General features: G+C 64.4%; 29 protein-coding genes. 14 read left to right on the forward strand and 15 right to left on the reverse strand.

Going from position 1 to position 23,048, the window contains the following annotated elements; genetic code table 11:
• The first annotated feature begins 67 nt into the window (after nt 1-67).
• Nucleotides 68-1,240: an acetyl-CoA C-acyltransferase gene (locus tag B1818_RS22240; RefSeq protein WP_058253483.1), complete on the forward strand. Its 1,173-nt coding sequence runs from the start codon at nt 68-70 to the stop codon at nt 1,238-1,240.
• Between the two features lie 130 nt (nt 1,241-1,370).
• Nucleotides 1,371-1,919 (forward strand): ester cyclase, encoded by a 549-nt coding sequence (locus B1818_RS22245; RefSeq protein WP_058253482.1) that lies wholly within the window; start codon nt 1,371-1,373, stop codon nt 1,917-1,919.
• A 12-nt stretch (nt 1,920-1,931) separates the two neighbouring features.
• Here the strand turns inward: B1818_RS22245 and B1818_RS22250 are convergent, their stop codons facing one another.
• On the reverse strand, nt 1,932-3,518 hold the full coding sequence (locus B1818_RS22250) for a plasmid pRiA4b ORF-3 family protein (protein ID WP_176455978.1): 1,587 nt from the start codon (nt 3,516-3,518) through the stop codon (nt 1,932-1,934).
• Nucleotides 3,519-3,752: 234 nt separating this feature from the next.
• Nucleotides 3,753-5,834: an MMPL family transporter gene (locus tag B1818_RS22255; protein WP_231742620.1), complete on the reverse strand. Its 2,082-nt coding sequence runs from the start codon at nt 5,832-5,834 to the stop codon at nt 3,753-3,755.
• A gap of 101 nt (nt 5,835-5,935) precedes the next feature.
• Between B1818_RS22255 and B1818_RS22260 the strand changes: the two genes are divergently transcribed.
• Complete coding sequence (locus tag B1818_RS22260; RefSeq protein ID WP_078114055.1) at nt 5,936-6,451, forward strand: MarR family winged helix-turn-helix transcriptional regulator; 516 nt, start codon at nt 5,936-5,938, stop codon at nt 6,449-6,451.
• Nucleotides 6,452-6,465: 14 nt separating this feature from the next.
• Here the strand turns inward: B1818_RS22260 and B1818_RS22265 are convergent, their stop codons facing one another.
• Nucleotides 6,466-6,759, reverse strand: coding sequence for a hypothetical protein (locus B1818_RS22265; protein WP_058253479.1), 294 nt, complete (start codon nt 6,757-6,759; stop codon nt 6,466-6,468).
• A 168-nt stretch (nt 6,760-6,927) separates the two neighbouring features.
• On the opposite strand from B1818_RS22265, the gene B1818_RS22270 reads away from it, so the two are divergent.
• Entirely contained in the window at nt 6,928-7,377 is a 450-nt protein-coding gene (locus tag B1818_RS22270; RefSeq protein WP_078114049.1) for a GNAT family N-acetyltransferase, read from the forward strand.
• A 203-nt stretch (nt 7,378-7,580) separates the two neighbouring features.
• Here the strand turns inward: B1818_RS22270 and B1818_RS22275 are convergent, their stop codons facing one another.
• Entirely contained in the window at nt 7,581-8,192 is a 612-nt protein-coding gene (locus B1818_RS22275; RefSeq protein ID WP_058253478.1) for an AAA family ATPase, read from the reverse strand.
• Between the two features lie 210 nt (nt 8,193-8,402).
• Nucleotides 8,403-8,639, reverse strand: a complete 237-nt coding sequence (locus tag B1818_RS22280; RefSeq protein ID WP_058253477.1) for a hypothetical protein — start codon at nt 8,637-8,639, stop codon at nt 8,403-8,405.
• Nucleotides 8,640-8,788: 149 nt separating this feature from the next.
• On the opposite strand from B1818_RS22280, the gene B1818_RS22285 reads away from it, so the two are divergent.
• Nucleotides 8,789-9,676 (forward strand): DUF5996 family protein, encoded by an 888-nt coding sequence (locus tag B1818_RS22285; protein WP_058253476.1) that lies wholly within the window; start codon nt 8,789-8,791, stop codon nt 9,674-9,676.
• Nucleotides 9,677-9,826: 150 nt separating this feature from the next.
• Here the strand turns inward: B1818_RS22285 and B1818_RS22290 are convergent, their stop codons facing one another.
• A complete protein-coding gene (locus B1818_RS22290) occupies nt 9,827-10,267 on the reverse strand; it encodes an SRPBCC domain-containing protein (protein WP_058253475.1) in 441 nt (146 codons plus the stop codon).
• 292 nt (nt 10,268-10,559) lie between these two features.
• On the opposite strand from B1818_RS22290, the gene B1818_RS24795 reads away from it, so the two are divergent.
• Entirely contained in the window at nt 10,560-10,964 is a 405-nt protein-coding gene (locus B1818_RS24795) for a DUF1801 domain-containing protein (protein WP_058253517.1), read from the forward strand.
• A 22-nt stretch (nt 10,965-10,986) separates the two neighbouring features.
• Here the strand turns inward: B1818_RS24795 and B1818_RS22300 are convergent, their stop codons facing one another.
• The 6 genes from B1818_RS22300 to B1818_RS22320 all read right to left on the reverse strand — a co-directional run bounded on the left by B1818_RS22300 (nt 10,987) and on the right by B1818_RS22320 (nt 14,516).
• Entirely contained in the window at nt 10,987-11,289 is a 303-nt protein-coding gene (locus B1818_RS22300; protein ID WP_058253474.1) for a hypothetical protein, read from the reverse strand.
• A 76-nt stretch (nt 11,290-11,365) separates the two neighbouring features.
• Nucleotides 11,366-11,593: a hypothetical protein gene (locus tag B1818_RS22305; RefSeq protein ID WP_231742635.1), complete on the reverse strand. Its 228-nt coding sequence runs from the start codon at nt 11,591-11,593 to the stop codon at nt 11,366-11,368.
• A gap of 139 nt (nt 11,594-11,732) precedes the next feature.
• Nucleotides 11,733-12,602: an AraC family transcriptional regulator gene (locus B1818_RS22310; protein WP_058253472.1), complete on the reverse strand. Its 870-nt coding sequence runs from the start codon at nt 12,600-12,602 to the stop codon at nt 11,733-11,735.
• 3 nt (nt 12,603-12,605) lie between these two features.
• Complete coding sequence (locus tag B1818_RS24600; RefSeq protein WP_231742619.1) at nt 12,606-12,875, reverse strand: helix-turn-helix domain-containing protein; 270 nt, start codon at nt 12,873-12,875, stop codon at nt 12,606-12,608.
• A complete protein-coding gene (locus B1818_RS22315; RefSeq protein WP_231742617.1) occupies nt 12,872-13,564 on the reverse strand; it encodes a hypothetical protein in 693 nt (230 codons plus the stop codon). Before B1818_RS22315 ends, B1818_RS24600 begins: the two co-directional genes overlap by 4 nt.
• Before the next feature lie 67 nt (nt 13,565-13,631).
• On the reverse strand, nt 13,632-14,516 hold the full coding sequence (locus B1818_RS22320; protein WP_058253471.1) for a helix-turn-helix domain-containing protein: 885 nt from the start codon (nt 14,514-14,516) through the stop codon (nt 13,632-13,634).
• Nucleotides 14,517-14,878: 362 nt separating this feature from the next.
• On the opposite strand from B1818_RS22320, the gene B1818_RS22325 reads away from it, so the two are divergent.
• Together B1818_RS22325 and B1818_RS22330 are read left to right on the forward strand one after the other, a co-directional pair.
• Nucleotides 14,879-15,859 carry a helix-turn-helix domain-containing protein gene (locus B1818_RS22325; protein WP_058253470.1) on the forward strand — a complete coding sequence of 327 codons (981 nt, stop codon included), beginning with the start codon at nt 14,879-14,881 and terminating at the stop codon, nt 15,857-15,859.
• A 376-nt stretch (nt 15,860-16,235) separates the two neighbouring features.
• Nucleotides 16,236-16,610, forward strand: a complete 375-nt coding sequence (locus tag B1818_RS22330; RefSeq protein ID WP_058253469.1) for an SRPBCC family protein — start codon at nt 16,236-16,238, stop codon at nt 16,608-16,610.
• A gap of 145 nt (nt 16,611-16,755) precedes the next feature.
• Here the strand turns inward: B1818_RS22330 and B1818_RS22335 are convergent, their stop codons facing one another.
• Nucleotides 16,756-17,019 carry a hypothetical protein gene (locus B1818_RS22335; RefSeq protein WP_058253468.1) on the reverse strand — a complete coding sequence of 88 codons (264 nt, stop codon included), beginning with the start codon at nt 17,017-17,019 and terminating at the stop codon, nt 16,756-16,758.
• A gap of 115 nt (nt 17,020-17,134) precedes the next feature.
• Between B1818_RS22335 and B1818_RS22340 the strand changes: the two genes are divergently transcribed.
• The 3 genes from B1818_RS22340 to B1818_RS22350 all read left to right on the forward strand — a co-directional run bounded on the left by B1818_RS22340 (nt 17,135) and on the right by B1818_RS22350 (nt 18,155).
• Nucleotides 17,135-17,323, forward strand: a complete 189-nt coding sequence (locus tag B1818_RS22340; RefSeq protein WP_175404374.1) for a hypothetical protein — start codon at nt 17,135-17,137, stop codon at nt 17,321-17,323.
• Nucleotides 17,324-17,487: 164 nt separating this feature from the next.
• Nucleotides 17,488-17,727 carry a type II toxin-antitoxin system Phd/YefM family antitoxin gene (locus B1818_RS22345; protein ID WP_058253467.1) on the forward strand — a complete coding sequence of 80 codons (240 nt, stop codon included), beginning with the start codon at nt 17,488-17,490 and terminating at the stop codon, nt 17,725-17,727.
• A 26-nt stretch (nt 17,728-17,753) separates the two neighbouring features.
• Nucleotides 17,754-18,155, forward strand: coding sequence for a type II toxin-antitoxin system VapC family toxin (locus B1818_RS22350; protein WP_231742614.1), 402 nt, complete (start codon nt 17,754-17,756; stop codon nt 18,153-18,155).
• A 209-nt stretch (nt 18,156-18,364) separates the two neighbouring features.
• Here B1818_RS22350 and B1818_RS22355 read toward each other — a convergent pair whose 3' ends face one another.
• Complete coding sequence (locus B1818_RS22355; protein WP_058253466.1) at nt 18,365-19,000, reverse strand: TetR/AcrR family transcriptional regulator; 636 nt, start codon at nt 18,998-19,000, stop codon at nt 18,365-18,367.
• Nucleotides 19,001-19,128: 128 nt separating this feature from the next.
• Here B1818_RS22355 and B1818_RS22360 point away from each other — a divergent pair, with 128 nt between their 5' ends.
• The 3 genes from B1818_RS22360 to B1818_RS22370 all read left to right on the forward strand — a co-directional run bounded on the left by B1818_RS22360 (nt 19,129) and on the right by B1818_RS22370 (nt 22,722).
• On the forward strand, nt 19,129-20,325 hold the full coding sequence (locus B1818_RS22360) for an aromatic ring-hydroxylating dioxygenase subunit alpha (RefSeq protein ID WP_078114051.1): 1,197 nt from the start codon (nt 19,129-19,131) through the stop codon (nt 20,323-20,325).
• Between the two features lie 31 nt (nt 20,326-20,356).
• On the forward strand, nt 20,357-21,490 hold the full coding sequence (locus B1818_RS22365) for a hypothetical protein (protein ID WP_058253465.1): 1,134 nt from the start codon (nt 20,357-20,359) through the stop codon (nt 21,488-21,490).
• Nucleotides 21,491-21,810: 320 nt separating this feature from the next.
• Complete coding sequence (locus B1818_RS22370) at nt 21,811-22,722, forward strand: site-specific integrase (RefSeq protein ID WP_254859848.1); 912 nt, start codon at nt 21,811-21,813, stop codon at nt 22,720-22,722.
• Here B1818_RS22370 and B1818_RS22375 read toward each other — a convergent pair.
• The coding region (locus B1818_RS22375) for a transposase (RefSeq protein WP_176455979.1) at nt 22,719-23,048 on the reverse strand (330 nt) is incomplete at its 5' end. The two genes, B1818_RS22370 and B1818_RS22375, sit on opposite strands and share 4 nt — an antisense overlap.

The following is a 23,048-nucleotide window of genomic DNA, read 5'->3' on the forward strand; positions in this document are numbered from 1 at the left end:
TAGACAAAAGTCAGCCATCATCCGGATCGGGTTGCGTTCCGATCCGCACACTGACGGAGGATCAGTCATGAGATCTGCGGTCATCGTCGACGCTGTTCGCACACCCATCGGCAAGGGCAAGCCCACCGGCGCCCTCCATGACGTTCATCCCGTCGACCTCCTCGCGCACAGCCTCCGAGCAGTCGTGGACCGTTCGGGTGTCGATCCCGAACTCGTCGACGACGTGATCACCGGTGTCGTCAGTCAGGTGGGGGAGCAGAGTTTCAACATCGCGCGGCGCGCGCTCCTGGCCGCCGGCTACCCCGAATCCGTGCCGGGGGTCTCCGTCGACCGCCAATGCGGAAGCGGGCAACAGGCCATCGCGTTCGCCGCGCAGGGCATCATCGCGGGCACGTACGACATCGCGGTCGCCGCGGGTGTCGAATCGATGTCCCGTATCCCGATGGGCTCGGCCGTTGCCGGTACCGCCGATCTCAACGGACGGGCGTTCGGCGAACGATACCCGCAGGGCCTCGTGGGTCAGGGGATCTCGGCGGAACTGATCGCCGCCCGCTGGGACATCTCGCGACGCGAGATCGACGAATTCTCGCTGCGGTCACACGATCTCGCCGCCACCGCCACCAAGAACGGACTCTTCGACGACGAACTCGCCCCCATCGCGGGGCTGACGTCGGACGAGGGCATCCGGCTCGGGGGCAACCTCGACGACCTCGCCCGGCTGCGACCGGCCTACTACGACGAGGCGATCGCGAACCGGTTCCCCGAGATCGACTGGCGGATCACCGCGGCGAGTGCGAGTCAGATCAGCGACGGGTCGTCGGCGGTGCTGCTGATGAGCGAGGAGAAAGCCGCCGAACTCGGTCTGCGTCCGCGCGCTCGTGTGCACACCATCGCGGTCGCCGGTGACGACCCACTCCTGATGCTCACCGGCATCATCCCGGCGACGCGGAAGGCACTGTTACGCAGTGGTTTGCGAGTCGAGGACATCGACCTGTTCGAGGTGAACGAGGCGTTCGCGCCGGTGGTACTGGCGTGGTCGCGGGAGTTCGGGGTGGACGTGGATCGAGTCAACGTCAACGGCGGTGCGATCGCGCTCGGCCACCCGCTGGGTGCCAGCGGTGCCCGCCTCGCGACCACGGGACTGAACGCGCTGGAACAGCGCGGCGGTCGTTACCTCCTGCAAACGATGTGTGAGGCAGGCGGATTGGCCAACGCGACGATCTACGAGCGACTCGGCTGAGCCGTCGGCGGTCCGGGCGGACGTGCTCGTCGTCCATTCGGTGTATCTCGGTCGCACACGTTGCGTCCGCCCGGTACCGTGATTGCGCATACCCGCTGTTCGGAGCGGGGCCGATGACTGCGGGGACCTCATGAACCCAACCGACCCGAATGCAGCAGCGCTCGTCGCGACGCGGGAGGCCACCGTTCTGGCGCATCTCGAGGCCGAGAATCGGCACGACGTCGGTGCCACGCTGGCGACGTTCAAAGACGGCGCGGCACGTACCGAGTTGCCCGGTGAGATCGCCGATGGCCACGACGCGGTGTCGGCCTCGTATCACGAACTGTTCACCGCATTGCCGGACATGCATTTCGATGTCGACCCCGAGACGCTGTGCCATCACGACGATCGAGTCATCTGTGAGACGCGAGTTCGCGGAACACATCTGGGCCCATACCGCGGGCTCGCCCCGACGGGTCGGTCTCTCGACCTGCCCATCGTCGCGGTGTTCACCTTCGCGGGCTCAGATCTGGTTGCGGAGCGCGCCTACTTCGACCGTCTGGAAATGTTCATGCAGCTCGGGGTCGCGCGGGATCCGAACACCCTCGCCGGCCGGATCGCCACGCTGCTCAATCACCCGATCACGGTCATCGGCGCTGCTGTCCGTCGTCTAACATCCCGGTCCGCCGCGTCGGCCTGACGCCGCTGAGGATCACACCCCCAGGCGGCGCCTCGCCGCATCGATGTCGAAAGACGTCGGGTCGAAGGCAGAACCAGGTGACATGCCCGCCCACTCGCGTAGCTCCAGATGGCGAGGGTGCGTCTGATCATTGACCGCCTCGATGAAGTCCGCCCATCCAGGCACTCCGCCGACGTCTTCGAACGGGGCGGTTCCACCACCGTCGATGAACGTCACCGGCGGTTCGTCGTCGTTCATCGGCGCGAATGCCTCGACGACAATGCTCACTTCCCAGCCGTCGCCGAAGTCGTACTCGTAGGTCACCACGTCGCCGGGTTCGTCGACCAGCTCGCCCAGGGTCGAGTCGAAGACAGACTCCGTGTATTGGTCGACCCGTGCGGTGTCCATCGCTTCGTCGGACAGGTACCGGTGCGCGTGGCCAGAACACGGCGTTGTGAAGGCGTAGAGATGCGCGTCGTCCCAGGCGAAAGCAGCTTGGAGCACTTCATGGAGTTCGTTCAATGGAACCAGCGCGAGAATTCGAATCCGTCGCCAGACTCTGGGTCGTACGCCGGCGAGTTCGACGCGCACCGTGATCATGGTCGCCTCGCCCCCGCTCTCCGGATTGTGACGTTCCGGAAATCCGCCCCACACCGCGGGTCGCAACCCCTCGGGGACGACGTAGTCACCGTCCTCGTTGAGGACGAGCCACCCGTCCTCGATGATGTGCTCGACGCGAGAATGAGCCTTGGGAATCTCCGGTGAGATCAGCCCGTCATCGCGCAGGGCGGCGAAGCGATCGGCGGCAAACGGCATGATCGTCAGCCCGTGGTATACGACGCGCGCGACGATACCGTCCACAAACTGTGCCTTTGCACTCGAATCAGAGGTCAACGCCCTGCCGACGGCCGCAGCCAGCGTGCTGCGTCGCGTCGTCAGCGACTGTGGTCCACGCCAGGACGCGGCCGCCGGGCCCGGGTAGACATGGGATGGAGTAATTGCGATCAACTGGGCATCCCGGGCGAGCTCCCAGATCTCGGCAAGAACGCGATGATGTTTCATTGCCTTGAGTGCTGCTGACGGTTGCTCGATCTGAAGGGCCTGCAGAAGGTCCGGAAGCAGTGCCGGCTTGAGCCATCCACTCGGCGTCACCGGCCGTTTGTAACCGATCCAGTCCATCAACACATCGAGCCGCTGCAAAACCCGAACCGCTTCCAGTGCATCGCGCTCGGCGGAGCTGTCGATGTCGTCGACCTCGACCTTCAGCCCGCCCATGGAGTCGAGGAGGTATCCCTGGCAAGCCCCCATCACGACATCGGCGCTGATGGCTCCTGTCCACCTGGAAGTGGTGACGAGGAAATCGATGAACAGGCGCAATGCGAAGACCGCGATGCTTGCCGGTAAGGCGTCGTCCTCTTCCTCTTCCATGTACTCGGCGAAGTCGATTGCCGCATCGACCTCATCGAGCGACCACTCGGTGGGCCGATGGTCTGGCAATGCGTAGCCGACGGCAAAGTCCAGCGCTCTTACGGCGTCGACGATGGCTGCCTGCTTGTCCGGATCGTCTTCGAATTCCTCGCTGGGCAGCCATCGTTCGAACTCGCGCAACAGGACGCCCATCTCCGAGGTGTCGCGACCCCGGATCGGGATCACGTTGCTGTTTCGGCGGGCAGCCCGCTTCTTCGCCTTCTCGGTCCGCTTGGCGCCGCGGGATCGCTTGTTCTTCCGGCTCATCGGCGTCGATCCTATGCGCTGGCGCGTCCGACAGCCAGGCCGATTTCTGGTGCCGACAGCACTCGAACGGCCCCGGCTTTGAGGTGCCGGGACCGTTCGATTCGGAGGTTCCAGATGTCCTCAGCGCTCACCCGGTCCCTGCTCCACCGGTTCCTTCTCTTCCGGCACGTCCTCCTTCTTCGCCAGCGCGCTGGGCCACCACACGGGACGGCCGATGTCGTAGACGAGCGCCGGGACGAGCAGGGTCCGGACGATCAACGCGTCGAGGAGGACGCCGAAGGCGACGATGAACGCAATCTGCGCCAGGAAGATCAGCGGGATGACCGCCAGGGCGGAGAACGTCGCCGCGAGGACCACGCCGGCCGAGGTGATGACTCCGCCGGTGACCGTGAGCCCACGGAGAACACCTCGGCGCGTACCGATCTGCAGTGCTTCCTCGCGGACGCGGGTCATCAGGAAGATGTTGTAGTCGATGCCCAGCGCGACCAAGAAGACGAACGCGAACAGCGGCACGACCGGGTCGGCGCCGGGGAATCCGAGGATGTGGTTGAACACGATCGACGAAATTCCCAGTGTGGCCGCGAAACTCAGGATGACGGTGGCCATCAGGAGAATCGGGGCGACGATCGCCCGGAGCAGCGCGCACAGGATGAGCAGCACGACGATGCTGACGATCGGGATGATCAGGTTCCGGTCGTGGATGGCCGTCGTCTTGGTGTCGAGGTCGACCGCCGTCGGACCACCCACGAGCGCGTCGGCGCCGTTGACGTTCCCCACCGCGTCGCGAAGACGCTCGATGGTCTCCTCGGCGGCCAGGGAATCGGCCGGATCGGTCAGGGTCGCCTGCAGAGCGACCCGTCCGTCGACGGTCTTGGGGGCGCCGCCCGGATCGGTGACCGGGACGACCTCGGCGACGCCGTCGACATTCGCCGCCGTGTTCTGCACCTGCTGCAGCGATGCGGCGTCGGCGATGATGACCGCGGGTGAACCGTCCCCGGCGTCGAAGTGGGCGGTGAGGACTTCTTGGCCCTCCTGCGACTCCACTGCTACGAGGAAGGTGTCGGACTGCGCGACCCCGTCGGCCTTGAACTGGGGGAGGAACAGCGCGAAGAGCACGAGTAGCAACGTCGTGGCCACCCAGAAGCGGCGGGGGTGCCGTCCGATCCGGTTCGCCAGGGCGCCCCAGACGCGATGATTGCTGCTGTCGTCACGTTGCGCCGACGCCGGGTCGACGACCGGTCGCTTCGGCCAGAAAGCACTGCGTCCGAGCAGGGTCAGCGCCGCGGGGAGGAACGTCATCGACGCCAGGAACGATGCCGCGATGCCGATCGCGGCAACGGGGCCGAGACCGCGGTTGGAGTTCAGATCCGACAGCAGGAGGCACAGCACACCGGCGATGACCGTGCCGGCGGAGGCGGCGACCGGTTCGAGGGTCGCGCGCCACGCGGCCCGCATGGCGTCGTACTTGTCGGCGGTCAGCCGTAGTTCTTCTCGATAGCGGGACACCAGGAGCAGGGCGTAGTCCGTCGCCGCACCGAACACGAGGATGAAGAGGATGCCCTGGCTCTGGCCGTTGAGGGTGAGCACGTCGTTCGACGCGAGCACGTAGACCAGCAGGCTGGCGAGCCCCAGCGCGAACACGGCGGACACGATCACGACGAACGGGAGGATCGGACTGCGGTACACCACGATGAGGATCAGGATGACGACCGCGCCGGCAACCAGTAGCAGCAGGCCGTCGATCCCGCCGAATGCCTCGGTGAGGTCGCCCGCGATGCCTGCGGGTCCGGTCACATACACCGACAGTCCCTCGGGCGGGCCGTTCGCGAGTTCCGCACGCAGAGCCTCGATGCTTTCCGAGATCTCCCCGGAGGAGTCGACGGGCACGATCATCTGGATCGCCTGACCATCCTGCGAGCGGATCGGCGGAGACGTTCGCTCGGAGATCCCGTCCGAGCCGGCGACCTTGCCCACCGCCTCGGACACGAACGCGAGGTCGGCCTCGGTGATGCCGCTCGTACGTTCGGCCACCACGACGGCCGGGATCTCGGAGGAGTCCACGAAGTCGGCTTCCAGGCGGGAGACCTCGGTGGCTTCGGCGGACGCGGGCAGGAACGACGTGTTGTCGTTCGCCTGTACGTCACCGAGTTTTCCGGCGAACGGTCCGCCGACAGAACCCAGGGCCAGCCATCCGATAACCAAGAGGGCTGGCAGAATCCATCGCAAGCGACTGACTCGTCGAGCAGAGGTGGGTGGGTTCACGGGCTTCCGTTCGTCGGTTGCGGGTGGAGTGCGTGAGCACCATGATGTTCAGCAGGCTGAACAATTGCAAGTCTGCGCGGTGTGACGTAGAGAATCGGCAGGACAAGGTGAACGACGGGAACGACGGGATGGACGGGTGGCCGACCGGTCGGCTGCTGTCGGTGGCGGCACGGCTCGTCGAGCACGCCTGGGAGGCGGTACTGCGGGAGTACGACATCTCGAGCGCCGGACTCGTCGTCCTCCATGTGGTGAGCACGGGACCGGCCACCCAGCGCGAGGTCGCCAAGAAGGCCAGGGTGACCGATCAAACTGCGAGCCGCACCATCGAGCGACTGGAACGAATGGGTTACGTACGGCGTCAGGTCGATCCCGACGACGAGCGGCGAAAGCATGTGAGCGCGACTCCGGCCGGTGCCGAGGTCTACCGCGCATTGCTCGAACGGGAGCGAACCGACCCGGCGCTGATCGCGTCCATCGGCGCGTCAGAACCGCAACTCCGTCGATTGTTGCTCGAACTGATTCGCGTGCAACAGGATCGGAGCTCGGGGCCGTCATAGCGTCGCGTCGGTGCTCAACCCGCGTCGCGGGCCGCTTCGAGTCCGGCGACGAGCGCGTCGACCTTCGCCCGGTTCTCCGCCGACGTCATCAGCCCGACGAACGGCGGGCGCGAGAAGGTGAGGGTCACCTGGAGGAGCTGTTCGCGTTCACCGCCGAACAGCTTCCTCCGTCGGTCGGTCTCGGTGACCTCCGCGGAGACGAACGATGCCGCCGGTAACCGGGTCTTGGACGTGCCGCCGCGGAGTTTCTCGAACCACTCGCCATCGAGCACGACCGTTTCATTCGACAGACCATGGATCTCGAGCACGTGCTACCCCTCGCCCTGCGGATTGTGTCGTGATCACGATATCCGCCGCGAACGTCGACGCCGGGGTTTGCGGCAGATCACAACACCGTTGTCCTTCGACGCCGGCGCGCACTACTGTGCCGATCGTGCATACACCGACCTGCTGGGCCAACACTCGTTCGGCGACCCGTGGCTGAGGTGAGACTTCGGCAGGCCGACGACGCCGACACGGACCGCCTCGTGGCCGTGTGGCGTTCGGCGGTCGAGGCTACGCATCACTTCCTGACTTCCGCCGACATCGACGGCTACGCGGATCGACTCGCACGAGACTACTTTCCGGCGGTCGAGTTGGTCGTCGCGGAGGCCGACGGAGTGGTCGTCGGCTTCAGCGGAACCGCAGAGAATCGGCTCGAGATGCTGTTCGTCGATTCGGCCGCCCACGGGCGGGGCATCGGCACGGTGCTTCTCGATCACGCGGTCGCGCACGGCGGCGTCGACGAACTCGACGTCAACGAACAGAACCCGGGCGCCGCGGAGTTCTATCGGCGCAGGGGGTTCGAGCAGGTGGGCCGCTCGCCGGTGGATTCCGACGGCCAGCCGTTCCCGTTGCTGCACTTTCGGCGCGCCGGGGTCCCGTGACACGTAGGTTCGCGCCGCAGAGCCGGGCGCATCGCGGGTGCAGAACTTGTTCACCGTCACCACTGCCATTCGAGGCCATTAGAAGACTCGCGTACGAGTGACGGCTCACGTTCGGATGTGTCGAACTGCGACTGCTGCCCTAACTTATTCACCGTCATTACTGCCAGTCGAGGCCTTTAGAAGACTCGCGTACGAGTGACGGCTCACGTTCGGATGTGTCGAACTGCGACTGCTGCCCTACGCAGCTGATACCGCGCCGAAGACAAACGGGGACGGGAGAGTTCGAGTCCGGCATCGTCGGCGATGTGCTCGACAACCTGGTCGACACTGCGTTCGTCTGCTGGCACATGGCTTGCGAATCGGTCCTCGCCAAGCCGGGCGACGCACCTCCCAGTCTGTTTCATCGCCCAGGTCTCATCGGCGCCGAGGATGGGGCCGAGACGGTGAGCAAGGCGGGCTCTGAGACGTCGATGGATCACTTCGACGGAAGCGGTCAGGGTGTAGTGCCTGACATCGGCGCCATGCTCTTTGAGTCCACCGACGATCTCGTCGAAGTACTCAGCGTCGACGAGCGTCATGGGAACTATCACCGGGCAGTCGCTTGATTGTTCGGCATCCAAGAGGGTTTGGGTGACGCCCGTGCGCCACTGCGGTAGGTCCTGAAAATCGTCGCGCCGGGCGGGCGGCAGCATCTTGTGCATCGCGAATCCGAGGAGTTCGGGATCGGCCACGTGCGACGCAGTCAGCCGGCGGTGAAGCTCGTGTGCGGTCTGTGTCTTACCGACGCCGAAGGCGCCGTTGATCCAGATCAACATGACGTGAGGTTACCGACAGGTGGGCCGCGCTTCCGGTGAAGCGGTCAGGGGCGATGTCGGTCCGCCGGTCAGGATTCGTGCCTCCGATCCTCGGTGCCGCCTGCCTGGCCGGGGGAGAGGCGCACCCGCACTTCACTGGTGCCAGGCCACTCGTCGGCGTCGGGACCGTAGAGCCAGGTCGCCGTGAGGAGGTGCGGGGGAGTGGACCAGCTATTCGTCGACGTCTCGCAATGGACCGGGTGGTCGACCCACTAGTCGCCGCCACCCGAGCTTCCGCCAGAGGAATCGGAGCCGCCGTCGCCTGACGATCGGGAGCACCAGGGCGAGCACGAAGAGCAACGCGGCTACGACGACGGTCAGCCAATCCGGCGCCCCGAGTAACGCGGTGACGATGGTGGTTCCGATCGCGACGAACATCAAGACCGTTCCGAGCGTGATGCGCGGCAATGCTCCTCCTTGATAGCGACGTCGAGGTCTGTCCGACTGCCGTCTCCGCGACAGGTTACGCAGGTGTTTGGCGGTGTCTCCGTCGAAACTTCACAGGACCGACGGCTCGTCGGCATGTTCGAGTTGACGCGTCCGGGATCATTGGCCACATGGAAACCAAATACGAGGCTTGGCCTGCACTACCGGTGGATTCGTGGGTCGACACAAGGGACACCGTCCAGTTGTGGACCCAGATCGTCGGCAAGACGCGTCTCGCTCTCGGACCCGAGGTCAACCACTGGTGGGGCGTACCGCTGTATGTGGACGCACGTGGCCTGACCACGTCTCTGATGGCCGTCGGAGACCGCGGCCTCGAGATCCGCTTCGACTTTCTGGACCACCAGCTGCTCTTCCTCGTCACCGATGGCAGCACCCGTCAGATGAAGCTGGAACCGCGGACGGTTGCCGATTTCTACGCGGAGTACACCGCCCACCTCGCCGACCTCGGTTTCGACATCGCCATCGTCGGTACTCCCGTCGAACTGCCCGATGCGACCCCGTTCGCCGAGGACACCGCCCACTCGTCGTACGACGCCGACGCCGTGTCTCGGTTCTGGCGGTCTCTCGTCAGTGCGCATCGCGTGCTGTCGGAGTTCCGCGGCGGCTTCCGTGGCAAGTCGTCACCCGTGCACTTCTTCTGGGGCGCTTTCGATCTGGCTGTCACGCGGTTCTCGGGTCGCAGCGCACCCCAGCATCCGGGTGGTGTACCGAATTGCCCCGACTGGGTGATGCACGAGGCCTATAGCGACGAGGTGTCGAGCGCGGGCTACTGGCCGGGTGGCGCCGAGGAGGGGGCCTTCTACGCCTACGCCTACCCACATCCCGAGGGCTACGACACGCACCCGGCGGTCGAGGCTCCGGCGCGATGGGATGCCGCACTGGGCGAGTACATCCTGCCGTATCACCTTGTGCGCCAGTCGCCGGACCCGGACGCGGTGGTCCTGAAGTTCCTCGAGCAGACTCATCGTGCGGCGGCGGAGACGGCGGGCTGGGACTAGACGCCGGCCGGCGGCGGACGTTACGGACTTCCAGAGGTCACCTCGTCGACGCGACTTCAAACGGAGTGGTGTCGACGGGGTCTGTTCGTCGTTCGTCCTGGCCGGTTGCGATCTCGCTCAGCGGCGCCGCTCGCCACCTAGCCCCCGTGCCTATCCGGCGAGCTGAGCGTCCAGCGCTTCGAACGCCGCGCGCCAGCCGGCGGCCGCGTACTCGTACTGCTCGTCGGTGAGGTTGCCACCGGTTTGGCTGAAACGGATCTCGGTGCCGTTGTCGACTGCCATGAAGTCAGCGGTGAGGAGTTCACGTTCATCACCCGGCGCGTCGGTCATCGTCAGTACGAGTCTGTTCGGCCGTCGGACCTCGACGTACTCACCGCGCCAATGAAATTCGGGGAAATCGTCCCCGACGATCATCGTTGCTGCCCAGGTGCCCCCGGGTCGGGCGTCGAGCGATACCGATTCGACGGGGACCTGATTCGCGCTGCCGCCGAAGACCGCGGCGAACAGAGCCGGCGTCGTCCACGCGTCGAACACGGCGGCGGGAGAAGCGTTCAGTGTGTAGGTGAGGGTTACCCCGGTTGCGTCCGTCATGGTGTCACTGCCTTCTGGTCGTCGACGTCGGCCGACATCGATGTTGTTGCGCCGCGGACGGCTCGGTCCGCAGGAGGGCAGACTCTCGTTGCTCGCAGAACTCATCGGGCTCACGGCGGGGAGGACGCTGACCTGGGTGCGGTTGGGCAGGGACAGTCGGGCGAGTCTTGATCGGCGCCGACCCACCGGCCAGGTCTGCTAGGTTCTCGACGACGTGCCTTTCCAGGCGAACAGGAACCGGTGGGTATCAGTTGTGAACGAAGAACCGCGCGCCGGCGGCAAGGCGCCCGCGATGAGGCCGTCCGAGGCGCCGATCGAGGAAGTGCTCGACCGAGCAGTCGGTCCACGTCGGGACGAGGCCGATGAACTGGTCGCCCTGCTCGCTGAGATCTCCGGACACCGGCCCGTCGTCTGGGCCGGCCGTATGATCGGCTTCGGCGAGTACGAGTACCGCTACGCCAGCGGGCATGGCGGTCGGGCGCCGGAACTCGCTTTCGCGCCCGGCCCGAAGAATCACACCATCTACCTGGTCAGCGACTTCGCGACGCAATGGCCAGATCTCATCGACCGGCTGGGAAAGTGTCGCGTCGCCAAGTCGTGCCTCCACGTCACTCGCCTCCGAGACGTCGATCATGCAGTGCTGACAACGCTTCTCGAACGATCGTTGGCGCAGACACGTTCGTCCCACGGGGGTTGAGATCACCGCGGCCGGTATGCGGTCAGTCGAGATATCCGGTCTCCGGGTTGATGTTCGAGAGGAACTCCCTGATCGACTCGCGGTGGTCGCGAATCGTCGGCAGGGGGAGTGGCAGCGGGGCGGGCGGGAGCCCGTCGTCGCTCTGCCACGCGACACGCGGGCCGCTGGAGCCGAAGCCGTACCCAGGGTTCGGGCCCGACGTCCACGTGCTCGAATACCCACCGTCGGCATGGACTGTCACTTGAAACAGTTCACCGTCGACGACCAGATCGACCGGGCCGTCGGCCGGCGTCGGGCGCCAGTCATCGCTCTGTTGCGCAATCATCCGTGGGACGTTAGAGACTCACGTCGGTACTCGCATGGCATTTTTCCGCAGACGGGGACGTGACTCCGAGTGGTGATCAGTGGCCGGGGAAGTGATCCGGCCCGATGGTCATTTGCGGCCACGGTGGTTGCCGCAGGACCGCAGCCGATCCCAGCGCGGCCGCGACGAGGCCGGTGATCACGCCGATGAGTGCCACCCGGCCGCCGTCGACCGCCGGGGTCCAGGTCGTTGCCCCCTCGGTCACCGTGTACGCGCCGACGGCCACCGACCGGTCGCGGAACCCGCGGCGAGACACCAGGATCATCGTGGTGCGTTCGTCGATGACGATCGGTTCCTCGAAGTACGTGCCGCGCCGTACGGTGGATTCGTTGTCCGACATCAGTTCTCCTATCGTTCTATGGGCGATCACGAGGTGGGGGTACCTTGTCACCGGCGGTTTGTCGTCACGAGTCCAGATTGTCGCGCCGCCACTGTGACGGGGTCACCCCGAACGCGGCTCGGAACCGCTTGGTGAAATGCGTCGGGTCGCTGAACCCATGAGCGCGGGCGATGGCCGGGACGGTCAGATATCGACGGGTGATCATGGCGTCGCGGGCACGGTCGAGGCGGCGTCGGATGATGTGATCCGTGAGCCGACCCTCGGCACTCGACCAGTCGGCATACAACTTCCGGGTCGACACGTTGTGGGCCGCGACGATCGTCTCTGCCGACAGGTCGGCGTCGGTCAGGTGCTCGTCGATGTAGGCCTTCACCCGAACGATCAGGTCATCGACCGGATCGCGTGCTTCGGTCTGCGCCGACGTGAGCAGCAGCGAGCGCACGATGTCGGTACTCGCGGAAGCCAACTCCGGGAGGACCCCCGGGTGGTGTTCGGCGATACGCCCGAGGTGGACGAGGTGATTGCGGACGAACATGGTGAGCGGGTTGGAGTCGTCCAGGTTTCTGATCCCGAGCCGGACGGTCTCGGCCGGAAGAATGAGCCACGACTGCGGGAGGTGAAGCGCGACAATCGTCCCCGGTTCGCGGGTTCGGAAGTCGAATGACGTCGACTGATCGACGACCGCCAGTTCGGTCCTGCGCCGGGAATCCTCCGTGGTCCCGAGCCGACTATGCCACGAGTCCCCACCCGGAACGGCGACGAAGAGTCGTGGCGCCACTGGTGCACCGCCGCGTTCACCGGCACCCGATGCCGACACCCCGTGATGTCGGACCGAGGTCAGCCACATCTCGTCGCCCATCGGCCATGATCGGACGACCGGAACGTGGAGCGCGTCGGACCCGTGCGCCGAGAGGGTGATCGCGTGTGCGCGCACGGATCAGTCGTCCGAGTCGGGGGTGAGCCGACGCCATGCGCGCGGCGTCATGCCGTACACCTCGCGGAACCGGCGGCTGACGAACGACGGGTTGACGAGTCCCCAGCGCCGTGCAACCTGTGCGACCGATTGGTGTCGGCTCGCCGACCGGGCGAGTTCGTCGCGGAAACCCTCGAGGCGGGACGCGAGGATCCACTGTTCGAGACTGATGTCGGCATCGGCGCAGAGCCGGAACAGCTTTCGTACGGAGATGTCGTGGGCATCGGCGATCATCCCCGCAAACAGTTCCGGATCGCCCAGGTGACGCCGCACATAGCCACGAATCCGGGAGAGCAGGACGTCATCCATTGCTGCAAGGCCGTAATCGAGTCGTAGGCGGATGCGAGCAGCGCCCGCGTCAACTCGATGGTGGCGCTTCCGACGGCATCTGCCGCGACGTCATCGGCGGACAGTCGATTTCCGTCGTCGGTCATCTCGTTGATGTGACTGCGCAGCAACGGATACAACGGACTCGCCGGCAGCCGACGCGACGCTCCGCGGATGACCTCGTTCGACAATCCCAGGTCTTGCAGCGGCACGTAGAGCGCCCTCGATGCCCCACGGCCACTCCATGCATAGCCGTACGACGTGTTCATGTCGTTGATCATCAGGTCGCCCTTCTGCACAACGCGTTGCTCGCCGTACATCTCGTGGCGCCCGGCGCTGCGCTCCTGCACGGCGACGGCGAGGACGTCGGCGGGACTGGACCGGACCTGTTCCGTGGAGCGCACGAGTCGCATTCCTCCCATCTGCGCCCGGAAGATGCTCGCGCGGCCATAGGAGAACACCTCGATGACTGCGTCGTCGGCGGTCGGCTCGTCGAGTGCGACGGTCGTGGGCCAGGACTGCTCGAGAAAGGCCGCGCGCGTGAATTCCTCACGGTCGGCCTCCGTCAGGTCGGCGGAACGATAGACGATCCCCATGTCCCTCCTCAGCGCCGTCGACTATCGCGACCACAGCGTCGTGAGCAGGAAGGACAACGTGAATCGGTCAGGATTCATGGCGGATCTCCCACCACGTGCGCGGGGTGAGCCCATATAGGTCGCGAAATGATGCTTCGAAGGTGGCGAGGTCGGCGAAACCGTGAGCGCGGGCAAAAGCGGCGTCGGGTTCGGTTCGGCGTCGGCGGAGATCCGCGTGAGCTCGATGGAGACGCTTTGCGGTGATCCATCGCGGCACGTCCACCCCCGCGACGGCCGCGAGGCGGGTGACCTCGCTCACCGGCGTGTCGAGGTGGCCGGCGACAGCGCCGATCGACAGATCGGGATCGGTCAGGTGGTCGGTGAGGAAGGTGTCGACACGTCGTACCCAGCGATCGATGTCGGCGTCGTCAGGAGCTGGATCGTGTGGCGCCAGCAGGCAGCGGATGAGGGCATTCGACGATGCGGCGAGTGATTCCGTCGCGAGACCGGGGACCTCGTCGTCCCGGTCGATGCACAAGTCGTCGATGTGGCGGCGGACGATTGCGTACAGCGGACTCGTGGTCAGGCGTCGCGCGGCCTCGCGGATCTGTGTGCCGGTGAGCCCGACGTCGGATGTCGGGATGTGCAGACATCGAGAGCAACCCCAGCCAGCCCAACCGAATTCGTAGGGAGCATCGAGCTCGACGACCATCATGTCGCCGGGACGAACGATCCGCTGATCACCGTCCTGCTCGAATCTCGCCACGCCGAACGTCTGCACCGCGATGCCGATGGTGCCCGTCGGACCGCGACGCACATCGCGCGCAGTCCGACTCAAGTGGTTGCTCGTCATCGATGCACAGAACAGATGGTTGTCACCCAGCCGCCACGTTTCCATGACTGCAGTCATGGGGGAGTCGACGAACGCCACCGTCGACGGCGCCGACTGCTCCCGGAACACCGTCCGTGCCATATCGACTCGATCGCGTGGCGCGTGGTCAAGGCTGTCGAAGACGACCGCCACCGTCAGCCCCGGTCGACGGTGCAGGCGTGCAGAACTGACCCGTCGTCTGATGCATCGTGTGACGAGAGTGCTTGTGCAGGAGAGTCTGTCGCTGTACGCACAGAGGGGGGGACGTGAACATGAGACCGCCTTTCTGGGTGTCGAAGCGGACACTGTAAGCGATTTGGCCGCGGCCGGTCTGGTTGTGGCCGCACCGATGTGTGCTGTCCGCGCACGAGGCGGAACCCCGGAGTTGGCTGTCTGTGCACGAAAATTGTCTCTCCGTGCCAGTCCACAGAACGCTCGCTCAGCCTGCTGTTCACTCGGCAACCATGGCCGTAGTATTCGACACCGCGTTGTTACCGTACGCCGATCGCATCGAGGCGACCGTGTCGGCGATGCAGGACCAGTCGGTTCCGTCCACCGTGATCCTCAACGAGACAGGCGCCGTCCGATGCCGAATGGATGTGTGGAGCTACGGAAGAGCGACGATCTTCCAGGCCGAGATGACCGGCTTCCGGCTGCGGCGCACCGAACGTCAGATCCGGAGCAGTCCGGGCGAACAACTCGGTATTGCGTTGCATCGCAACTGTATCGGCCGACAGGAGCAGCACGGTGTGCAGCGGGAGGTTCGGCCCGGTGCGTTGATGATCACCGACCACAATGCGCCCTACGACTACGAGCTGGCCGGCCCGGGCGTGCCGTTCTGTCTGAACGTGCCGGTGGAGGAACTCGGCCTACCGCGCGAGGTGGTCTGGGCGGCGTCGGAACGGTTGGCGAAGAGTCCGTTGCACAACATGGTGGTCGACCACATCACCGAGCTGACCTGCAAGGCCGACGAGTTGGCGGCGTCGGAGGTCGCCGCACAGCTTGGTGAGACCAGTATCGATCTGGTCCGGGCCCTCATCGCATCCGCCTACGACGCCGAGTATGCGCGGGGGACGATGGTCGGAGTGTTGCTTCCCAGGATCCGCGGATACATTCGCCTGCACCTCAACGATCCGGACCTGTCGCCGACATCGATCGCGCGAGCACACGGCATCACCGTCGGAAAACTGTTCCAGCTTTTCGCTGATGCCGGCATGAGTCCCGAGCAGTGGATCATCACGAGTCGACTCGAGGGCGCGCATGACGACCTCGCTCGGGCCGAGACCGCTCATCAACCGGTCGCGGCCATCGCCCGGCGCTGGGGCATCACGAACCCGTCGTACTTCAGTAGACGATTCCGCGAGATGTATGGAATCAGTCCGCGGGCGTGGCGGGTACTCGCGGCGTCGCGCACGGGGGAGCGGGCAGGAAACGGCTTACTGTGACCGAATGCGAAAGCCGGACGAAGAATGGTGTTGCCATTCGGACAGTGCGGCCTCGGCGAGCAGCACCACTACAAACCACTCGTCCGCATCTCCGGTCAGCCGACACTGCGGGTCCGTGTCGGTGCAACGCTCAGACGTGCAGTGATTCGACAGATCAGGTCTGGGCCCCGACGGGTCGGCCATTGTTTTGCGACGATGATTCGATGGTGCAGATCACGTTGGACTACGACAACCAGGTATCACCGGGGTGGCGACGATTCTCGCGAGGCCACGAGCGGGCGCGGGAACTATCCAGTCAGGCCGAATCGTGAGACGCCCCGCGACGTCCTCATCGTTGTGGTCGACGCTGCGCGTTCGCACCACGGTCCGAAACGGCATGCCGACGACCGAATTGCGCACCGACCTGCCACCCCAAGCGGTGTGGGCAACCCTCACCGATGTGAACGCCTGGCCGGAATGGGGGCCAACAGTTTTCGGGGCAAGGGTGGACGGCGACGTCGAGCTGACGTTAGGGACACGCGGAACGATCACGACTGTCGCGGGCGTTTCCGTGCCGTTCGAGATCTGCGAGTTCGTCGATGGACGGTTGTGGGCCTGGAGGGTGGCAGGGGTGAACGCGACGCGACACGAGGTGATCCCGGTGGCGGGTGGCTGCATTCTCAGTTTTGGTGCGCCGGTCTGGGCGGTGGCGTATCTGCCGATACTCGCCATCGCGTTGCCGCGGATCGAACGGATCGCCGCTGGTCTTTGAAACTGACCTCGGAAGACGGCGTGGGCGTGGCGTCGGTGTTGTGATGTCGGCGGCCTGAGGAGCAGTCCGTCGCACGTGCCGTGCCACTCCACGTTCGAGTCGTCGAGTAAACGGGCTCCCGCGACTGTGGACACCCCGGCCGGAGCTAGCGCGAGCGGGATCGCCAGTGGGGGGTCACTGTCATCATGGCGAGCAGGCCGCGGGTCCGGGTGTACGCCCGGACCCGCGACCGTGCTGCCGACGAGCTGGCCGGCCCGTAACTGAATGAGGCCGATGGTGGTTCGAGGGATCGCCCGTTGCCGGTGGCTTTGAACCGAGCGCCACCGATCTCGCCGAGTTCGGGGATGAGCTGCTGGGGGTTGGGCAGCCGCGAGCCGTCGCGCTCCTGGGTGGTGATGGTGGCGTGCATGCACGACGGAGCGGACAGAATGCCGGGAGGGAGGACGGAGAGAATGTGTCAGGGTCACGTTCCCCGCTGCCCGTTCGTCCTAGTTTCGGGGTGAACCAAGGAGGTCCCATGCACGATGACCGATACCCTCTGTACAGTTCACCCCGCAGTGGTCAACGGCGGTATTGGGATGGTCAATACTGTTGAGGGTGAACCGTTTTCGGTCATCGGGTTCACAATCGCCGACGACCGCATCACCGCGATCGACATCCTCTCGGACCAAGCTCGTCTGGCCCGCCTCGATCTGACGGCAGTCCTGGGGTGATCTGACTGAGAACTGAGCTGCGATGTCCTGCCTGTCCTCCGACAGTTCGGAGGAGTGGCCACGGGCGTGGATGCGACTCGGTTGCAACGCTACTGGTTACCCTGCATATTCGACTGCTGTATCGTCTTCGACGACGTGTGTATCACCGGTGATACGCTGTTGGCATGCCCGACCTGGTGAGTGTCAGAGACCTTCGTAACAACGGTGGCGAGGTGCTGCGCAGGGTCGCGCGTGGCGAGCGTGTCGTCGTCACGCGCGACGGCGAGCCAGTGGCCGAACTCAGGTCTCTGCCCAGAAAGAGTGTGAGCGCGGCCGAGCTGATTCGGCGACGCGCCCATCTTCCGCAGATCGACCCGGACGCCCTGCGGTCTGACATCGATAGCGTGTTGGATTCGTCCCTATGACGGGGCCGGTCGATACAACGCGGGGGATGCTTGACACCTCAACGGTGATTTTGCTAGGCAGACTGGCGGATTCCGACGAGCTGCCCCAGGAGTCGGTGATAAGTGCGATTACCCTTGCGGAGCTTTCGGTTGGCCCGCACGTCGCGCGAACCCACCGCGAGCGAAGTGCTCGGCAACAGCACGTACAGCAGGCGGAAGCGGATTTCGAGGTGCTGGCATTCACTGCCGAGAGCGCGCGAGCTTTCGGCGGCGTCGCGGCGGCACTACGCTCATCGGAGCGAAAGCCCAGTGCGCGGGCATATGACGCATTAATCGCGGCCTGCGCCATCGCGAACGGCATTCCGCTGTACACCTGCAACCCAGGTGATTTTCTTGGCATACCCCAACTAGAGCTACGTTCGGTGACGCATCCAGATGCTGGAGCCTGAGGGCCGCGTTTCCTTCATTTCTGATGCGCCAGGTCATTGGCACCTGTGACGCGGCACTTGACCGCCGGGTGTCGCGGGTGTTCCGTCAGCGCAGTCTCATCGGGGTGTCACTGAGTCCCCGGTAGGGTGACCAACCTCCCGAGTATGACAGACGACTCGAGACAGGATGACTGGTGCAACTTGTTCGGTGTTCAGTGACGCTCCGAGTTTCAGGACTGAACTCGGGCCACCGACGTGGACGTCGAATTCTTCGCCTCGATGGCCGTTCCGACCCACCGATGCAGGAATGCGCGTAGCTCGTTTGGGGGACGAGGAGGGTCGCCCGGGTCGACGAGGAGTGATTGGACGAATCGGAGCATGACTTCGACGAGCTCATTCATGTCGGCGTCCGTCCATCCATGTTCGGCCCAGTCGATCGGAAGGTGGTCGACGATCACGCGTCCTATGGCGATGGACCGCGTAGCGGTGACCTCGGCGGTGAGTTCTGTGTTGTCCGGTTGAACGAACAGCAGGGCGAATCGGCGATTATCTTGGAGGCGCTCGAAGGTTAGGGCGACTGCCTCGACAATCGCGTGGGAAGGTTCGGTGAGACCTTCAAGTGACCGCGCCAAGTCGTCGAGGAACTCGTTGGTGGCGTGTTGAGCCGTCGCGACGAGCAGCGCTTGACTGTTGGGAAAGTACCGGTAGACGGTCTGGCGAGCGATACCCAGCTTCTGTGCGACCTGACGGATGTTCACATCGGTTGCACCCGACTCCATCAGTTCTCCGGCGGCGGCGATGATGCGTTTCGCAGCCTCGTCGTCGTCGGCCGGGGGAATCAGGCCGGCCCATCCATGTGTACGCACCTGCCCATTGTGTCGTGCTCGTCGATCCTAGTGGCGTATTGGATCGGGGGATCGACGCGAACGACTAGACATAGAACGTGTTTCATGTATGGTCATCGGTAAGGGCACTGGTGACGAGAGGACCTGGCATGACGACGTTCGAGAACCCCACACCGAGCACGGGACCGACCGCCAGTCCGTTCGGAGCTGAGCTCACTCGACGAGCATTGGACCTGGCAGTCGCCAACACCACGGACATGGCCGAGTCGACACTGCGGGTGCCCCTGTCGTATTACCGCGATGACAAGATCGCCGAGTACGAACGGAACCAACTGTTGAGGGAGACGCCGCTTCCTCTGCTGGCATCGGCTCAGATCCCGAAGAATCATGACTATGTCGTGCGCACGGTGCTCGACGATTCGTTGCTGATCACCCGTGACCGTGACGGGCAGGCTCACGTCTTCTTGAACTACTGCCGCCACCGTGGCGCGATGCCGGCTTGCGGGGCAGGGAACAGCCGACGATTCACATGCCCGTACCATGCATGGGTTTACGACAACAATGGACAGCTTCGCGGGATTCCGGGCAAGGCAGGGTTCGACGACGTCAATCGGGCCGAATACGGTCTGGTCGAGCTGCCCAGCGAGGAGCGTCACGGATTCATCTGGGGTGTCCTCAACGCCGATGCGCCAATGGATCTGGACACGCACCTGGGTGAGTGCGGTGCCGAACTCGCACGGTGGAACTACCAGGACTACCAGTACCACGACGAGCGATCCCTGAACTCCGCCGTCAGCTGGAAGGGTGCGCTCGAAGCCTTCGCCGAGGGTTACCACTTTCCATTTGTCCACGGCAACAGCGTCATCGGACAGAACACCATCGCGAACACCCACGTCTACGACGAGTTCGGCCCGCACCACCGTATCGGCTTCCCGTTCAACTGGGTTCGGGATCTCGAGGGTATGGAGCAAGACGACTCGTGGGATGACCCGACTGCGCAGATGGGCATCATCTATTGGGTTTATCCCAACCTCATCCTGGCCAACAGTCCTGTAGGAGTCGAGGTCATCGACATTCTGCCGGGTGATTCGGCCACGAGTTGCGTTGTGCGGCACAGTTGGATGGCGAAGTACCCTGCGGAGAGTCCTGAGCAGGTGGAGATGTATGCCGGCATATTCGCACAGGTTCATGCCGCTGTTCGGGACGAAGACTTCGCGATGCTCCCTCAGTGCGGTGAAGGAGTGCGCCGCGGGCAGCATGACCACATGGCCATCGGGCGCAACGAAATCGGCGTGCAGCACATGATCCGGGTGATGGCGGAGAAGATCGGGATCTCTCTCACATGACCGCTGATGTCGCGTCGGCATCGGGGGAGGGATGAGCGCAGTCGACTGGGGTCGCCTGGAAGGTGATCTCACCGAGGAGATCGTCTCTGCGGTTCGGGAAGTCACGACGCGGTCTGCGGGGTCAGCGGTGTACGGCGCTGCGCTGACCGATGTTCATGCGCGGGACATGCTGTTCCTGTGGCCAGCCATCCGGGTGGCCACTGGCGTACCGGATTGTGCTGTGGCTGATCGGGGATGGGACGTCGATAGTTGGCCGGTGCAGGTCGACTGGTCAGGCAGGGGTGACAAGTGGGCTGAGACGCTGACAGCTTCCGTTGGTCTTGGTGACTACGTCTGGGATTGGGTCACCGCCCGGTTCCGCGAGAGTCTGGTGAGCGCATCCCGCCGCGCGACTCGAGTGCTGATCAGATCCGGTGCCGTCAACGAAGCGTTCGCGGTCGTAGTCCACGATCCGGACGATCCCGTTGCTGCGATGAAGAATTCACTCACCGTCGAGCAGCTTGCAACGCTGTTCCCAGAGCTGTACCAGCTCGCGGAGATCGAGGACCAACTCTCTCGACTCTCGGAGCCTGAACAAGTCGAACAACTGGTCGAGATACTCGTACACGCCGATTCCCGCGAACAACATCACCTGGCGCACCGTCTGTTGGTTGCCGCCGGATCGACGGCTGTTTCACGCGTTGTCGCCGCGCTGGGCCTGCTTCCTTCGGAGGCGGCCGCGTCGGGTGGTATCGATCGCGTTCTTGACGTCCTGCTCGCGATCGGCGAGGTTGACGATCAGGCCGCCGAGCGAATCGTTGCGTTTGCAGAGGTTCCGACGACAACGGCAGAGGTTCGAGCGCGTACCGTGTCCGTGCTGAGTGCCGGCGGCCAGACCTGTAGAGCAATGAATCTCCTCGCGGATCTGCCGGACAATCTGGCCGGCAGGGCGGTGAGTGCTCCGTACGTCGATGGCGAGCGAAGGTGTCAGCTCGACTACGCACCGATTCGTGAAGTTCTCGCTATGCGCCCGGAGCTGGACGAAGTGATGGCTGCAGAACTCACGTCCGATCGGATCCAGGACATAGGGCACGAAGACCTACGAACAGCTGCGGACGCGCTGGACTCACCGTCGCGCTTCATCAGGCGGCACGCGTCGATCGTGCTGCTGTCGTCTCACCTGTAGGACCGTCGGTGTCGGCTGACATCGCAGTTGGGAAAAATGACGCCCACCGGGGAGTCGGTGACCTGCATCAATGATTTGGAGGAGTGGGTGGGCTGATGCATCTGATGCAATATGCAGAGCCTTACTTGACATAATGTATCTTATCGGCACTGAACGAGGCCGAGTAGAAACAGATGAGAGGACTCGACCCAGTCCATCTCGAGTGACCGTGCAGGTTGCGCCGGTGCGTGTGGCGTGCCGCCGCTCGCTCGGGTCATCGTTCTCGCACTTCGGTGCTGGTTTAGCCAAACAGATGAGAGATTCTCGCGTACATTGAGTTGATGCAGAGCGTCCCGGGCCGGCTCCCTGAGTTCCTCGCCAACGGTGTCGTCGGTCTCTTGCGGCCTGAAGACCGAGTGTTCGAGGCGATGCTGGACGGCTGGCGGGCGCAGATGCTGGCGCGTGGCCTAGGTGTGCCGTTTATCCGGTCGTCCTGCAGCTTGGTGGCGCGTTTCCAGGAGCACTCGAACGAGTATCCGTGGACCTGGCAACCCATCCATGTCGATGAGTTCCTCGCTGATCGGCGCACCGGTCCCAAAGCTGTCTCGGTGTCGACGCTGCGCGCGAACGCTGGCACTATTCGGGCGTTCTGCTATTACGTCACTGACGAAAGGTACGGGTGGGCTACCTTCTGTAGCAAAGCGTTCGATGACGTTCCCGCTCAAGTTGTCTTCGAGTGGAACACGCCGCGCCACAAGACAGATGACGCGATTCCGGCCAATCGGCGTAGCTTCACCCAGGTCGAATTACAGACGTTCTTTGACGCGTGTGATGACCTCGTAGACCAGGAGTTCACGAAGGGCTCGAAACGCTGGCTCCCGCTCATGCGAGACTCGACAGCGTTTAAGGTCTGTTATGCCTACGGTCTCCGGCGCCGCGAGTTGGCGATGCTGGAACACTACGACTTCGGCCCGAATCCGCATGTCGAGAAGTATGGACACTACGGCGCTGTTCAAGTCCGCTACGCCAAGGGCATGTCAGGGTCGGGCCCACGGCGACGCACGGTCCTGACTGTGCCTGAGTTCGACTGGGTCGTAGGCATTCTCGAACATTGGATGTCGCAGCACGGGCGTGAGCTCTTTGCGACTGCGGACCGCTCGGCATCACTGTGGCCATCCGAACGCGCGAGCTTGTCAAGATGTCTGTGTAAGAACGTGACTCCTGGGTTTCCTGTGGTTGCTGGTTGGGTCTAGTTGAGGTGGGGTTCGATGCGGTCGGGGTAGGCCAGGGCTAGTTGCCCGAGGGCCTGTTTCCAGTTCGTCACGACTTGGCCCTCGACGAGCCTGCCGGGGGCTCTGCGCGTGGCGGCGGGCTTGCCGCGTTCCTTCTCGCGTTGCCGGGCCCGTTTGTCCTCGATGTCGCAGATCGCCAGCCACAGCAGTTTGCGCGCCGCGAGATCGTTGGGGAAGTGTCCCCGATTCTTGATGACCTTGCGGAGCTGGTAGTTCAGCGACTCGATCGAGTTGGTGGTGTAGATGACTTTGCGGAGCTCGGGCGGGAACGCCAAGAACGGAATGAA

This window comes from Gordonia sp. IITR100 (assembly GCF_002009645.1).
In the GTDB taxonomy this organism is placed as follows: domain Bacteria; phylum Actinomycetota; class Actinomycetes; order Mycobacteriales; family Mycobacteriaceae; genus Gordonia; species Gordonia hongkongensis.